Here is a 13,339-nt window from a genome sequence, read left to right on the forward strand (position 1 = left end):
TTGTCCTTTGACTTTCCTGCCCTTGATGGCGCCTTCAATTTTTGTAAGCGGGCGGAAACAAGGCGGGGAACTGTCTGAGCGCAGCGAGTTTTCCCCGCCTCCGCCCGGTTACGGAAATTGAAGGAGTCTTTCGCCATCTCGGGCGCGCATTTCTTTGCTTACTTTCTTTGGGCAAGACCAAAGAAAGTGAGTCAGCCCCGGCAGGGGATGAAACAAGGGATGCACCACCAACAAAGAAACCCCCGCTCCTACCAACTTCCAACCCCGACATTCAGTACAACAAGCTCCACATGCGCGAGCGCTACTGAATCACCAGCCCATTCGGCCCCACCACCCCCAACTCCACATAATTCGACCCCGGACGCGTGCGGTCCGAAAAATCCACCACAAACCCGCCACCCACATCGAAGTTGCGCAAATGGGCCAGCTCGCGGCGCACTTGGTCGCGCGTGGGCTTGGGGCCGGCGCGGCGCACGGCTTCGGCCAGCACCTTGGCGGCCACAAAGCCTTCCACCGCCCGGAATGACAGTTCGACATCCTTGGCGCCGACGGCTGTGCGTGCGCGGTTGAATTCGCGGATGACGGGGTTCACGCCCTTGCCAGGGTTAGGCATCACGAGCGCGAGGGAATAGCCGCGCACCGCGTCGATGCCGGCCACCTTGAGCAGGATGCCCGGATCAATCGACGACAACCCGAGCAGCTGCGCCCCACCGCCGCGCGCGCGGTATTGCTTGATGAATTGCGCGGCGGGCTCCGCCGTGGCGCCCAGGAAGATGGCCTGCACATCGGCGCCGAGCAGCTTGTCGACCGCGGCGCTCACCGAGGCCGTATTGCGCGGGTACGAAGCCGTGGCCCCAATCGTGAGCTTGTACGGCTTGAGCGTGCGCTCCACGCCGGCCAGCACCTCCTTGCCCAGCGCATCGTCCTGATACAGCACGCCGATGCGCGTGACGCCGATGGTGACGAGCGCACCCACCATCTTGTCGATCTCCTGCTGATAGCTGGCCTTGATGGGAAACACCAGCGGATCGCCGGTCATGCTGGAGGCACCGGTGGCGGGGCCGACGAGCGGCAGGTTGGCTTCGGCCAGCACGCCGTTGCGCATGAGCGCTTCCACATTGGCGGTGCCGACCACGGTGAGCGCTGCCACCGGGTTGTCGATCTTGGCCATGTCGCGCACGTTGCGGACGGTCTGCTCGACCTTCTGCTCGTCGTCGCGGGCGACCAGGCGGATGGTTTCGCCGTTGATGCCGCCGTCCAGGTTGAGCCAGTCGAAATACAGCCGTGCGCCGGCGTTGAGCGCCCGCCCCGTCGCGGCCTGGGTGCCGGACAGCGGCAAGGATTGGATGATGCTGATGTCGGCGTGGGCGGCTGGCGCTGTCAACGCGGCCATGCATGCCACCCACGTGGCAAGCGCGGCCCATGGCCGCAACCATCCCATCGCCCCGCGCGCCCCCCGGCTACGCGTGTGATTTCCCGTTTGCATTGTTCGCACCCATTTCGCCGCGTGCCTCGTGGGCAACGGCGTTTTTGTCGAGACCGCTTCGGCAGTCCGCTTTCTAGTGTGGCGCCCCACATCATCGGCGCCGGGCGATAGCCTGCCATCGACGTCTGGCTTCGACAAGTCCTGGCGCCGCATTTACACTGGCCCGACCGTTTCTGTCGCAAACCCGCCATGCCACAGCGCCTCCTGCCCACCGATATCGAAGGCCGCACACCGCCCTCAGCGGCGCATCCGGTGCGGCTTTACACGCGGCAGATGGAGGCCAACACGCGCTTCCCGCGCCACACGCATCCGTGGGCGCAGGTGGCGTATAGCCACAACAGCGTGCTGCGCGTGCAGGCCGGCGACACCGCCTGGGTGGTGCCGCCTTCGCGGGCGATCTGGATTCCGCCCGGCATCGAGCACGAAGTGTGGGTGGTCGAGGCGGCCTTCCTGCGTACGCTGTATGCCGACCCGTCCGTGGTGACGGGCACGCTCGCGCAGTGCCGCGTGATGGAGGTGTCGCCGTTGCTGCGCGAGCTGATTGCCGCGATGGACGTCCGCCAGCCGCTGCCCGCCGCGCGCGAGCAGGCGCTGGCCACGCTGATCCTGGATGAGCTGCGCCGCAGCGCACCGCTGCCGCTGGATCTGCCCATGCCCGCCGACAAGCGCCTGCGCGCCCTGTGCGAACGCGTGATGGCCGACCCCGGCACCTCGCTCACCTTCGACGCCCTCGCCCGCGACGTCGGTGCCAGCGCCCGCACACTGGCGCGCCGCTTCCGGGACGAACTGGGCGTGAGCTTTTCGCAGTGGCGCCAGCAGGCCGTGCTCGCCAGCGCCATCCCGATGATGTCGCAAGGCATGCCGCTGTCGCGCGTGGCGCAGGAGCTGGGCTACAACAGCCAGAGCGCGTTCTCTGCGATGTTCCGCCGGGCGTTCGGCAGCAGCCCGAGCGCGTTTCTGCATCGACCGGGCGGCGAAGACGCTTAGCCTTAGCGCGCCTGGAACGCCCCGATCCTGCTGCGCCTACAGCGGCGGGATCGTCATCGCCGGCAACAGCACCGCAAACCGCGCTCCGCCTGCCGCACCGGCATCGAGGCGGACGTCGCCGCCATGCACGAGCGCAATACGGCGCACGATCGCCAGCCCCAGGCCGAAGCCGCCGGTGTGGCGATCGCGGCTGGCATCCAGGCGCAGGAACGGCTCGAACACGCGCGCGCGATCCGGCTCGGGAATGCCGGGGCCATCGTCTTCCACCGTCAGGCGCAGCGCCCCTGAAGGCCCCGCTTCAGCGCGGATGGTGATGGTGTTGCGGGCGTAGCGTGCGGCGTTGCGGATCAGGTTGAGCAGCGCACGCGCCAGCAGGCGCGGGTCGCAGACGTGGTGCGCCGGAGCGCCCTCGGCATGCACGGCCAGGGTGAGCTGGCGGTCGGCCACGTCATTGGCGACGCTGGCGACCACGCTGTCGAGCCACTCGTCCACCGCCACGCGCATCAGCACAAGGTGTGTGGCGCCCTGCTCCAGGCGGCTCAACGCCAGCAATTCGCTCACCAGCTCATCGAGTTCACGCACGTCGCGGCGCAGCGCATCGAGCCGCAGGTTGTGCTGCGTTTCTGACGACGGCGAGGACGGCGACGGCGGCGACTGCAGCAGCGCGATGCCGAATTCCAGCCGCGCAATCGGCGTCTTCAGCTCATGCGAGATGCCGTTCATCATCTCGCGCTGGTGCTGGATCGAGCCCTGGATGCGCTCGGCCATCTCGTCGAACTGGCGCGCCAGCGCATACACGTTCGAGCGTTTGCGCAGATTGGCGCGCGTCCCCAGGTTGCCGGCCCCAAAGCCGCGCGCGGCGTCTTCCAGCACACGCAGGTCGCGCCAATGCATCCAGACCCAGAGCAGCAGCGGCAGCAGGGCGGCAATGGCAATCAGCGCGTAGGCCATGAGCTGGATGCCGAGGTAGTCCATATCAGCGCTGTAAGCGTGCAGCACGGTGCCGTCGCGCAGCGGCAGGTAGTAATCCTTGCCGTTGGTCATCAGCACAAGCTTCTTGTCGGCAAGATCGCGCCGTTGCTGCGCGGAGAAATTCGGCACGGTGTCCGGATCGACGATGTCGAACTTCTCCCAGGCGTTCTTGTTCAGGCGCGCGATGGCGGCATCGCGGCCCGCGGGGCCAGTGAGGTCGGCGCGGTCCAGGTACTCCTGGAGCACGAAGGCGTAGCCCTTGCGCACCTCGCGCTCGCCATGCGTGAGCGTGTCGTGGAACATCCACACGAACGACTTGTTCACGCCGATCAGCGCGAGCGCGGCCGCCACCACGACCATCGCGTACAGCTTCAGTAACGACTTGAGCATGGTTCAGTCCTCCCACGCCGAGGGGCTGAACAGATAACCGCGTCCCCAGATTGTCTTGATCTTGTGCGGCTCGGGCGAGGCGTCGCCAAAGCGGCGGCGCAGGCGCGAGATGCCCGAGTCGACAGTCCGGTCCAGCCCGTCGAACTCGATACCGCGCAACTGCTTGAGGATGTCGTCGCGGCTCAGTACGGTGCCGGCCGCACGCGCCAGGATCAGCAGCAAGTTGAACTCGGCCGTCTTGAGGTCGACCGGCTGGCCGCGCCACGTGACGGTGCGGTTGGGCGGCGAGATGGCAAGCTCGCCGAAGACGAGCGTGTCGTCGCGCGGCGCCACCGGCTCGGACGTCGACATGACAGGCGTCGAACGGCGCAGCAGCGCGCGAGCCCGGGCGACGAGCAGGCGCGGCTCGATGGGCTTGAGCACGTAGTCGTCGGCGCCGATTTCCAGCCCGGCCACCTGGTCGTACGTGTCGACACGCGCGGTCAGGATCAGCACCGGCACGCGCGAGAACGCGCGGATGCGCCGGCACACTTCCATGCCGTCCATGTGCGGCAGCATCAGGTCGAGAATCACCAGCGCGGGCTGGTGCTCACGCACGGCGGCCACGGCAATGTCGCCGCGGCGCACCACTTCGACTGCAAATTCATAGTTGCCCAGGTATTCGCCGACAAGCTGCGCGAGGCGGTCGTCATCTTCGATCAGCAACACCTTGGTCTTGAGCGGCGCGTCGGTCATCGCGGTCATCGCCCGTACCCCCGTTTCTTCTTGTGTTGGCGCGCAGTGTACGGCGCCGGCCTTGCGAGCGGTTGGGGCGGAGAAACTTGCAGACACTCGCGCACAATTGCGCACAACTTCCCGGCAATTTCCAGACAGACGTGCGCGTGGCATCTCGCCAGACTGCGGGCTCTCTCTCAAGAGGTCCAACAAGAGGTCCTACGTGCTCAATCGTCTCTCCCCCCGGTTTTCCGTCGCTTATCTGGCCGTGCTGTCCGGCATGTGGCTGTCACCCTCATCCGTGTATGCCGATGAATCGTCGTATTCGCTGTCGCTCAACGCGGGCGTGGCGCCGCGCTATCAGGGCAGCAAGGAGTACACCGTGACGGCCGGCCCGGGCTTCCGGGCAGATTTCGGCAACGGCTGGTTCATCGACCCGACGCAGGGCGGTGCGGGCTATGCCCTCCGCTTCCTGAACGGCATGTTCGCCTCGGCCGCGCTGTCGTACGATCCGGGCCGCTCCGACACCAACCGCTACGGCCGCCCCGGCTCGGATCACCTCAAGGGCATGGGCACGGTCAAGGGATCGCTGCTCGGCGTGTTCACGGTGGGCGGCAAGCTGATCGGCGACACCACGGGCAGCGCCACGCTGGAAGTGCCGATCACCAACCGCGAGCGGGGCTGGTCTGGCCACATCGACGTGGCCGCGCCGGTCGTGAGCTGGGGCAGCGACACGATCACCGTGAGCCCGAGCCTGCATTTCGGCTCGAGCAAATACATGCAGACGTACTTCGGGGTGACGCCGCAGCAATCGGCCAACAGCGGCTTTGCCGAGTACAGCGCGAGCAGCGGCCTGCAGGCGGCCACGCTCACGGTGGCCTGGACGCATACGTTCTCGCGCCACTGGGCGGTGCAGACGGCGGTGGGCACCTCGCGCCTGCTGGGCAACGCGGCCAAGAGCCCGATCGTGCAGAACAAGCAGAGCTACTTTGGCGGTACGGGCCTCGTCTACACGTTCTGACCGGGCAGCCAATCAAGCGAGGGCGTCCAGCCACGCCACGGTTTCGCGCCACCACGGCGCGCCGGACGATGCGCGGAAGAAGCCCATGTGGCCGACGCCCTTGGCACCGAGCGCCGCGCCGCTCACCTGGCGGCGCGTGACGCGCGTGGCAGGAAACTGCGCGATGAGCGCATCGATGGCGTTGGCCGGCGCCATCGGGTCATCGTCAAAACCCCAGGCGAGCAGCGGCACGGTCAGCCTCGGATAGCGCGACGTATCCAGCCCCGCGCCAGGCGCAAAGAGATAGCCGCGCCGACGGGCAAAACGCGCCCAATCGCCGAGGATGGCGGCCGGAATCGACATCGGCCCCATGCCGACGGCCGCCAGCGGCAGCATGCCGCCGCACGCGCGCGCCACCGCCAATGGAATCCGCACCTGCAGCAGCCACGCGAGCTGCGGACGGCTCAGCGGCCCGCGCCACGGCCACAGCCGCGCGTTCGCCAGCGACACCGCCACGTGCACCAGCGCATCGGCGTGCACGATGTGCGGCGCCAGCCCCGCCAATTGCCCGCCCGCGCTGTGGCCGAGCACCACCAGCCTGCGGCCGCTGCAGCCCTCGGGGACGAGCGTGTCGTGCACCCATTTCAGCACCGCGTCGATGTCGTGCCGGCCCCAATCGGCAAAGCGTGGCGTGCCCGGGCCGGTTGCTGCCGCCTCGCCAATGCCGCGGTAGTCGAACGTCACCACACGCCAGCCCGCCAGGCACAGCGCCCGCGCAAACGCCGCATAGAACTGGCGCGGCACGCCCAGCGCCGAACAGATCACCACCGTGCCGTGCGCACCCAGCCCGGGGCTGGTGACCGTCACGGGCAGCGTCCAGCCGTCGGCCGTGCGGACGTGGTCGTCGCGGGTGGGAAGGGCATCGGCGGGGTAGTCGATCGATTCGCGCTGCATGGGCACTCCGCTCGGGCTTTCAAATTGGGATGGACCGAGTATTGGCGGCGCAGGCTGCGGTCACAATTACGCGACAGGTAATCGCGGCAGCTACCCGACTCTGCTTCAATAGGTGACATGACGCCCACCAAGCCCGCCTCCGCCTCCACTTCGTCCATCGACGACACCCTCATGCTTGAAGACGCCCACGCCTCTCATGGCGCCCAAGCGGCCCAAGCGGCCCAAGCGGCCCAAGCGGCAATTGAGCCGCCTGAAGCGGCGCTCTCGCGCTTCCCGCAGTTGCTGCGCTTCTGGCGCACGCGGCGCGGCTATAGCCAGCTGGCGCTGGCCCTGGCGGCGGGTGTGTCGCAGCGGCATGTGAGCTTTCTGGAATCGGCCCGCGCGGCGCCCAGCCGCAACATGATCCTGCAACTGGCCGAGGAGCTGAACGTGCCGCTGCGCCATCGCAACCAGATGCTGCTGGCGGCCGGTTTCGCTCCCGCCTATTCCGAACAGGGCCTCGCCACGCCGGGCGATGAAACCTCGCCGATGATGCAGGCGGTGCGCCACGCGGTGAAGCTGATCCTCGACAAGCAGGCGCCGTATCCGGCCATCGTGCTGGACCGTTTCTGGCACGTGCTCGACGCCAATGCCGCGCATCGCCGCCTGATGCGCTGGGCCATCGGCGACGACCGGTCCGAAGGCGCTCCGGGTGCCGTCAACATGATGAAGCTGGTATTCGACCCGACCGCGCTGTGGCCGGCCATCGCCAACCGCGATGCCGTCGGCCGCTACCTGGCCCGGCGTGTGCGCCAGGAATTGGCGCTACAAGCCATCGACCCGGCAACGCAGCGGCTGCTGCACGACATCCGCGCGATGCAACCGGCGCTGTTCGATGCGGCAGATGCGCCGGCACCCCACGCCGCGCCCGCGCAGGATGCCGGGGATCCGCCGCCCTTCCTGCCCATCTCACTGCAGCGCGACGGCGTGACGATCTCGCTGTTCTCCACGCTCACCACGCTGGGCACACCGCGCGATGCGGGGCTGCAGGAGATGCGCATCGAGTGTTTCTATCCGGCGGATGAGGCGTCGCGGCGGGCGTTGGAGCGTATTACGCTGTAACTTCACCCGATTGCAACGAGAATCATTCTCATCTATATTGGCCGGTCGATTTGCCTCCCTCCGGCGGCCCGTGCGCTGCCTTGTGCTTCATGACCGACCTGTCCCAACCTCCACTCTCGGCTGAGCCGGCCGCCAATGCACGCCCGGCCAAGGCCAAATCCGAACACCCGGCCAACCGCCGCGCCACGATCGTCCGCTGGCTGCGCAAGACGCACGGCTGGTTCGGCCTGTGGGGCGCCGTGATGGGCCTGATCTTTGGCGTGTCGGGCATCTGGCTGAACCACCGTGCGGTGTTGAAGCTGCCCGTGGCGCAACAGCGCATCAATACGCAGATCGCCCTGCCCGACCCCGTGCCCGCCACGCCCGAAGCGATGGCCGCCTGGCTGCAGCAGACGCTGAACACGCCGGAGCCGGCCACCCGCACGCGCGTGGAAAAGGCCAAGCCGGTGGCCTGGGCCGAACGCCCGGCCAAGGGCGAAGGCGCCAAGGACGACAAGAACGCCGACGCACCGCGCGAACCGGCCGCCAAGCCGCTGATGCAGCCCGAGCAATGGACCTTCAACTTCGGCAGCGCCACCACGCAAATCCAGGCCGAATACTGGGCCGGCAACCGCTCGGTAGCGATCCGCCAGACCGACAACGGCTTCCTCGGCACGCTGATGAACCTGCACAAGGGCGTCGGCATGACGGTGCCGTGGATTCTGCTGGTGGATACGCTGGCCGGCTGCCTGATCTTCCTGTCGATCTCGGGCCTGTGGCTGTGGGTGATGACCACCAAGCGCCGCACGGTCGGCTGGACGATCTTCGGGTTGGGGAGTCTGCTGGCGATCGGGCTGGCGATCTCGCGGCTCTAAGTGCCGAATATGTTGTGAATGGCGCCCGCGTGGCGCCATTTTTTTTTGCCTTCGCGGCTTCGTTGCCGTTGCTTACGGGCGATCGACGCTGCGTTCGGTCAACAGTCGCTGGATTGCCCGCATGCGCGAGCGCACCATCTCATCGCGGCGTTGCGCCACGCAGGTCATCAGGATCTCGATGACGGTCAGATGCACGAGGTACGCCTCGGTGCCGACCCGCATCACCGCATCTTCCGGTACGTCCACCGTCAGCGCGATCTGCGCGCGCTCGGCCAGCGGCGTGCCCGCCTGGGTGATGGCGATCACGCACGCGCCCTGCTCGGCCGCATAGGCGATCGACTCCAGCAGATACGGCATGCGCCCCACGTGCGAGAACGCCACCACAACGTCGGACGCGCCCAGCATGGCCGCCGACACAAGCTGCAGATGCGCATCGAAGTAGGCGTTGGACGCCAGCCCCAGCCGCATCAGCCGCGCCTGCATGTCGTTCGCCATGAACGATGAGGCCGCGCCGGCCGCATAGCAATCGACGCGGCGCGCGCGGGCAATGCGTTCGGCGGCGGCGTCGACCTGCGTGGTGGACAGCGATTCGCGCAGCTTGGCCAGCGCCCGCGTGGCGCCATCGATGACCTTGCTGGCGACCAGCGCCGGCGGGTCCGCCCGGCCGACATGACCCGGCAGCGTCGGCTGCGCGTGCGCCAGCTCGGCCGCCAGCGTGGCCTTGAACTCCCGCAAGCCTTCAAAGCCGAGCGCCTGGCACATCCGCACGATGGTCGGCATCGACACGCCGGCGCGCACGGCCAGTGTCTCCACGGATTGTTCGAGCGACAGCTCCGGCGCTTCCAGGATCAACCGCGCCACGCCCTGCTGCGCCGGCGACAGCGCGGGCAGCTGGTCGCGCAGGGCGTTGAGCAGGGGAACGGAGAACGAAGGCATGGCGGATACGTGGGCGGCAAACGGAAATCAGCGTCGCCAGTGTAGCGGCAGCCCCGCCCCGCGCCGCCTGGCCGAGGGAAAACCCCCAAGAATCTGTAAGCCCGCGGTTTACGCGCAATGCCCCTTCAGCGGGCAATGCCCCAACCGGCGCGACGTGTGCGGCGCTTTGCCGGTGCATGCGTAACTTCAACCCTTACAGCGCAGACTTGCCTGAGAGTCGGCCCCCGAGCCAAGCCGGAAAACCCGTTCCGGCCGACACAACAGTCGTGACGACAATAAGGGAGCCACATGACCACTTCGATCCGTTCCATTCCGCTATCGGCCGTTGCACTGTCGGCGCTGCTGGCCTGCGGTGCCGCGCACGCGCAATCCAGCGTCACGCTGTACGGCGTGATGGAAACCGGCCTGCGCTACAGCACCAACAACGACGTCGACGGCCACGGCAAGGCCGAGATGGCAGGCGGCTACTACAGCGGCAGCCGCTTCGGCATTCGCGGCTCGGAAGACCTGGGCAACGGCCTGAAGGCCGTGTTCCACCTGGTTAGCGGTTTCGCCCCGGACACCGGCGTGGGCTCCACCAACGACATGGGCCTGGGCGGCTACAAACCGACCACGCCCGCCACCTCGCGCCTGTTCGGGCGCCAGGCGTATGTCGGCTTGGAAGGCGGGTTCGGGTCGCTGACGTTCGGCCGGCAGGAGAACCTCGTCTTCAACACGGCCGGCCAATACGACGCGCTTTCCATCGGCAACCTCGGCGCGACGGCGTGGCACGTCACCGCCACCGGCGTGCGCATCGACAACTCGGTCAAGTACGTGGGCGATTTCAACGGCTGGCGCCCGGGCGTGATGGTCGGCATGGGCGAGCAGGCGGGCGCGTTCTCCGCAGGCAACTACAGCGCGCTGTCGCTCAACTACGCCAGCGGCCCGTTCGCGTTCGGCGGCGCGTGGGAGCAGCAGAAAGACCTGCAATCGGTCGGCACCCGCACCTGGACCACCGGCGGCAGCGTGCAGGTCGGCCCGGCCAAACTGATGCTCGGCTACATCAACTACCGCGACGGCACGCCCACCAAGAACGATCTCATCCTCGGCGGCGTGAAGTACGACTTCAGCGGTCAGTACAACCTCGTCGTGGGCGGCATGGCCACGCGCCAGCGCGACCCCGACGGCCTGCGCTACACCGCCTACGCGATCATGAATTACGTGGTCAGCAAGCGCACGTGGCTGTACGTCGGCATGGACTACACCCACCAGAAAGACGCCGGCACCGTCCTGGCAGCCGCCCTGCCGAAGGCTTCGCAGACCGGCGTCATGGTCGGCATGCGCCACGGCTTCTAAAACGAGGACACGGCCTGGGCGCCAAGACGTGCGCCCAGACGGTTCGGCCTTTGACTTTCCCTGCCCTAGATGGCGCCTTGAATTTCTGTAAGCGGGCGGAAAAAAGAAGGAGGCCTGTCTGAGCGCAGCGAGTTTGCCTCCTTCTCCGCCCGGTTACAGAAATTCAAGGAGGGGGTCGCCATCTCGGGCGCGCCTTTCTTTTGCTTACTTTTCTTTGGCAAGACAAAGAAAAGCAAGTCGGCCCCGGCAGGGGACGAAACCCCAGCAAACCACCAACGCCCTTAAGCCGGCGCAGCAGCAGGCGGTTCATTGGAAGAAGCCGACGCCCCTTTCTCCGCCCCAACCCGCGTCATCCACGCCTCCAACGCCGCAGAAGTCCGCAACACCGTCCCCGGCGCCGCCAGCGGCACGCCCGCCTTGTCGAACGCATCCTTGAGCACAACGTTGAACGCCCGCAGCACATCCGCCTGCTTCTGCGGACGCGTCTTGAACCGCCCCTTGACGATCATCGCGCCCCCTTCAAAGCGATCCAGCCCGAAGATTTCCGCACCACCGAGCAACGTGTAGCCAAAGCGCGGCTCACCCGCAATCTGGTCGGCCGCCGCGCGCACAAGATCGATCGCCTGCTGCGGTTCGGCCTCCATCGCCACGCGCACTTCAAAGTCGGCAAACGAGTAATCGCGCGAGAGGTTGCGCACGGTCTTGATCTGGCTGAACGGAATCGACAGCACCGCGCCCGTGCCATCGCGCAGCCGCACCGTGCGAATGGTCAGGTTGATGACGGAGCCCGTGGCCACGCCCACGTCCACCACATCGCCCACGCTGATCGTGTCTTCCATCAGGATGAAGATGCCGGTAATGAAGTCCTGCGCCAGCGACTGCGCGCCAAAGCCCACCGCCAGGCCGATCACGCCGGCGCCGGCCACCAGCGGTGTCACGTTCACGCCCAGGTTGGCCAGCACGCCAATGCTGGCCGTCACCACCAGCGTCACCTTCAGGCCATTGCGCAGCAGCGGCAGGATCGTGAGCGCGCGCGTGCTCGGCTGCGCCCGCGCCGACGCCGGCGACAGCGCCCGCAAGATCGCCGTGTCGAGCAGAATCCAGACCAGCCAGGTGGCAAACACGGTGCCGATCAGGCCCACCAAGGCATCGGCGATGCGCTTGCCGTTGACCGAACTGTGCGCGACCTCCACCAGCGTGTGGCCCCACACGCGCAGCACCAGCTCCAGGAACGCGATCCAGATGACGAGCTTGATCAGCGCACCGACGAAATGCTTGAGCCGCTCGAGATAAGGCGAGCTGCGCGCCAGACGTAGATGCGAGCGCCAGTTCGCGCGGGGGCGGACCAGCGCCGACAGGAAGAACGCCGCGACCAGCAGCAGCGACGTCATCACGGCACGGCGTGCCACGACGTCAACGTTATCGGGCGTCGTCAACGTGGCCATGACGGTGGCGCCGGCCAGCACCAGCACCGGCACCGGCCAGAACGCCGCCAGCAGCCGGCGGACCTGGTTGCCCGTGTGTTCGCCGCTGCGCAGCTCCAGCGGACGATTGGCGATCAACTGGCCGATGGGCCGCCGCGCCCACAACGCGCCCACCGCCAGCATCAACGAAGACACCACATTGCACACCGTGGCCAGCAGCAGACTGAGCGAGCCGCCCAGCACCAACGCGACGCGCGGGTCGACCAGCGCATCGCCGCAGGCGCCCAGGCTGGCCGTCAGAAAGATCGGCCACATGCCGTGCTTGAACAGATATTCCACCGCCACGCGCCGGTGCGCACTGCCGGAAAACAGCGAGAACAGCATCGCCACGCCCGCCGTGATGATCGCGCCCCACACGATGGCGTAGGCCAGCACCAGCGCCAGCACAAAACCCGGCGAGGCGTCTCGGTCAAGCCGCATGATGACGGCAAAGGAGATCGCCCACGGGCCGATCTTGCGCAGCGCATCGATCAACAGCGCGCGCGTGGTCGGATGCGGCCCGAGGCCCGCGGTGAGGCCAAATACGCGGCGGATCAGCCAGCCCAGGCCGAGCAGGCCAGCGGCGATGGCGGCCCAGATGCCAACGGTGCTCGCAAAGTCGGCGACCAGCGGCATGCGCCGCTCGGGCGCGACGAGCAGGCTCGCGTTACCGCTGGCGGCTTCGATGCGGCGCAGCCAGTAGCGCGGCGCACCGGCCTCCACATCGGCCTGCAGTGAGCCGTTCTCGATGAGGGACGCCACCGCGCCCAACAAGCCCGGCGCCTGTTCGGCCTGTACCTTCTGCTGCGCGCTCATGCCATCGCGCAGCTGCTTCAGTTCATTGACGAGGGCCGTGCGCTGCTGGTCGTTGTCGAGCAGCGTGATGACGCTGTCGAGCGACTGGCGCGTCTGCGCCGGGTCCGCTGCCGGCGCCGATGCGCTGGTGGCGGAAGTCGGCAGCCCGGCCAGCTTGGCGAACGACACCGGCGCGGCATCGGCCATGTGGGCCACGCCGGCCATCAGCAGAAACAGGAACGATGCGAGCGGCCACAGTCGCCGCGTGCAGAACAGGAAATGAGTACGCATGACAGGGAAAGCGATCGTGCAGACATCGATCACGGCACGATACGCGAATTCCCGGGGCGCA

General features: G+C 67.3%; 11 protein-coding genes. 5 read left to right on the top strand and 6 right to left on the bottom strand.

The annotated features are described in order from the left end of the window. Nucleotides 1–301: 301 nt before the first annotated feature. On the bottom strand, nucleotides 302–1,393 hold the full coding sequence (locus tag ABIC76_RS07685; protein WP_354533580.1) for an ABC transporter substrate-binding protein: 1,092 nt from the start codon (nucleotides 1,391–1,393) through the stop codon (nucleotides 302–304). Between the two features lie 282 nt (nucleotides 1,394–1,675). Between ABIC76_RS07685 and ABIC76_RS07690 the strand changes: the two genes are divergently transcribed. After that, a complete protein-coding gene (locus ABIC76_RS07690) occupies nucleotides 1,676–2,473 on the top strand; it encodes an AraC family transcriptional regulator (protein ID WP_027680451.1) in 798 nt (265 codons plus the stop codon). A gap of 36 nt (nucleotides 2,474–2,509) precedes the next feature. On the opposite strand, the gene ABIC76_RS07695 is transcribed toward ABIC76_RS07690, so the two are convergent. Further along, a complete protein-coding gene (locus ABIC76_RS07695) occupies nucleotides 2,510–3,835 on the bottom strand; it encodes an ATP-binding protein (protein WP_354533581.1) in 1,326 nt (441 codons plus the stop codon). Between the two features lie 3 nt (nucleotides 3,836–3,838). Then, complete coding sequence (locus ABIC76_RS07700; protein ID WP_102065093.1) at nucleotides 3,839–4,570, bottom strand: response regulator; 732 nt, start codon at nucleotides 4,568–4,570, stop codon at nucleotides 3,839–3,841. A 202-nt stretch (nucleotides 4,571–4,772) separates the two neighbouring features. On the opposite strand from ABIC76_RS07700, the gene ABIC76_RS07705 reads away from it, so the two are divergent. Further along, nucleotides 4,773–5,570: a MipA/OmpV family protein gene (locus tag ABIC76_RS07705; RefSeq protein ID WP_354533582.1), complete on the top strand. Its 798-nt coding sequence runs from the start codon at nucleotides 4,773–4,775 to the stop codon at nucleotides 5,568–5,570. Nucleotides 5,571–5,582: 12 nt separating this feature from the next. Here the strand turns inward: ABIC76_RS07705 and ABIC76_RS07710 are convergent, their stop codons facing one another. Next, a complete protein-coding gene (locus ABIC76_RS07710; protein ID WP_354533583.1) occupies nucleotides 5,583–6,503 on the bottom strand; it encodes an alpha/beta hydrolase family protein in 921 nt (306 codons plus the stop codon). 117 nt (nucleotides 6,504–6,620) lie between these two features. Between ABIC76_RS07710 and ABIC76_RS07715 the strand changes: the two genes are divergently transcribed. Beyond that, nucleotides 6,621–7,604, top strand: coding sequence for a helix-turn-helix domain-containing protein (locus tag ABIC76_RS07715; RefSeq protein WP_354533584.1), 984 nt, complete (start codon nucleotides 6,621–6,623; stop codon nucleotides 7,602–7,604). A gap of 89 nt (nucleotides 7,605–7,693) precedes the next feature. Then, nucleotides 7,694–8,458: a PepSY-associated TM helix domain-containing protein gene (locus tag ABIC76_RS07720; RefSeq protein WP_102063964.1), complete on the top strand. Its 765-nt coding sequence runs from the start codon at nucleotides 7,694–7,696 to the stop codon at nucleotides 8,456–8,458. A gap of 72 nt (nucleotides 8,459–8,530) precedes the next feature. Here the strand turns inward: ABIC76_RS07720 and ABIC76_RS07725 are convergent, their stop codons facing one another. Beyond that, complete coding sequence (locus tag ABIC76_RS07725; protein WP_015855786.1) at nucleotides 8,531–9,394, bottom strand: MurR/RpiR family transcriptional regulator; 864 nt, start codon at nucleotides 9,392–9,394, stop codon at nucleotides 8,531–8,533. A gap of 288 nt (nucleotides 9,395–9,682) precedes the next feature. Here ABIC76_RS07725 and ABIC76_RS07730 point away from each other — a divergent pair, with 288 nt between their 5' ends. Further along, on the top strand, nucleotides 9,683–10,729 hold the full coding sequence (locus ABIC76_RS07730; RefSeq protein WP_102063963.1) for a porin: 1,047 nt from the start codon (nucleotides 9,683–9,685) through the stop codon (nucleotides 10,727–10,729). Between the two features lie 281 nt (nucleotides 10,730–11,010). Here ABIC76_RS07730 and ABIC76_RS07735 read toward each other — a convergent pair whose 3' ends face one another. Beyond that, entirely contained in the window at nucleotides 11,011–13,278 is a 2,268-nt protein-coding gene (locus ABIC76_RS07735) for a mechanosensitive ion channel family protein (RefSeq protein ID WP_354533585.1), read from the bottom strand. Nucleotides 13,279–13,339 lie beyond the last annotated feature (61 nt).

Source organism: Ralstonia sp. 1138 (assembly GCF_040544795.1).
GTDB classification, from domain to species: Bacteria; Pseudomonadota; Gammaproteobacteria; order Burkholderiales; family Burkholderiaceae; genus Ralstonia; species Ralstonia flatus.

What these genes read in the sequence shown, in the direction of transcription:
- ABIC76_RS07685 (WP_354533580.1), bottom strand. Translation starts at nt 1,393, where the DNA reads ATGGCCGCGTTGACAGCGCCAGCCGCCCACGCCGACATCAGCATCATC.
- ABIC76_RS07690 (WP_027680451.1), top strand. Translation starts at nt 1,676, where the DNA reads ATGCCACAGCGCCTCCTGCCCACCGATATCGAAGGCCGCACACCGCCC.
- ABIC76_RS07695 (WP_354533581.1), bottom strand. Translation starts at nt 3,835, where the DNA reads ATGCTCAAGTCGTTACTGAAGCTGTACGCGATGGTCGTGGTGGCGGCC.
- ABIC76_RS07700 (WP_102065093.1), bottom strand. Translation starts at nt 4,570, where the DNA reads ATGACCGACGCGCCGCTCAAGACCAAGGTGTTGCTGATCGAAGATGAC.
- ABIC76_RS07710 (WP_354533583.1), bottom strand. Translation starts at nt 6,503, where the DNA reads ATGCAGCGCGAATCGATCGACTACCCCGCCGATGCCCTTCCCACCCGC.
- ABIC76_RS07715 (WP_354533584.1), top strand. Translation starts at nt 6,621, where the DNA reads ATGACGCCCACCAAGCCCGCCTCCGCCTCCACTTCGTCCATCGACGAC.
- ABIC76_RS07720 (WP_102063964.1), top strand. Translation starts at nt 7,694, where the DNA reads ATGACCGACCTGTCCCAACCTCCACTCTCGGCTGAGCCGGCCGCCAAT.
- ABIC76_RS07725 (WP_015855786.1), bottom strand. Translation starts at nt 9,394, where the DNA reads ATGCCTTCGTTCTCCGTTCCCCTGCTCAACGCCCTGCGCGACCAGCTG.
- ABIC76_RS07730 (WP_102063963.1), top strand. Translation starts at nt 9,683, where the DNA reads ATGACCACTTCGATCCGTTCCATTCCGCTATCGGCCGTTGCACTGTCG.
- ABIC76_RS07735 (WP_354533585.1), bottom strand. Translation starts at nt 13,278, where the DNA reads ATGCGTACTCATTTCCTGTTCTGCACGCGGCGACTGTGGCCGCTCGCA.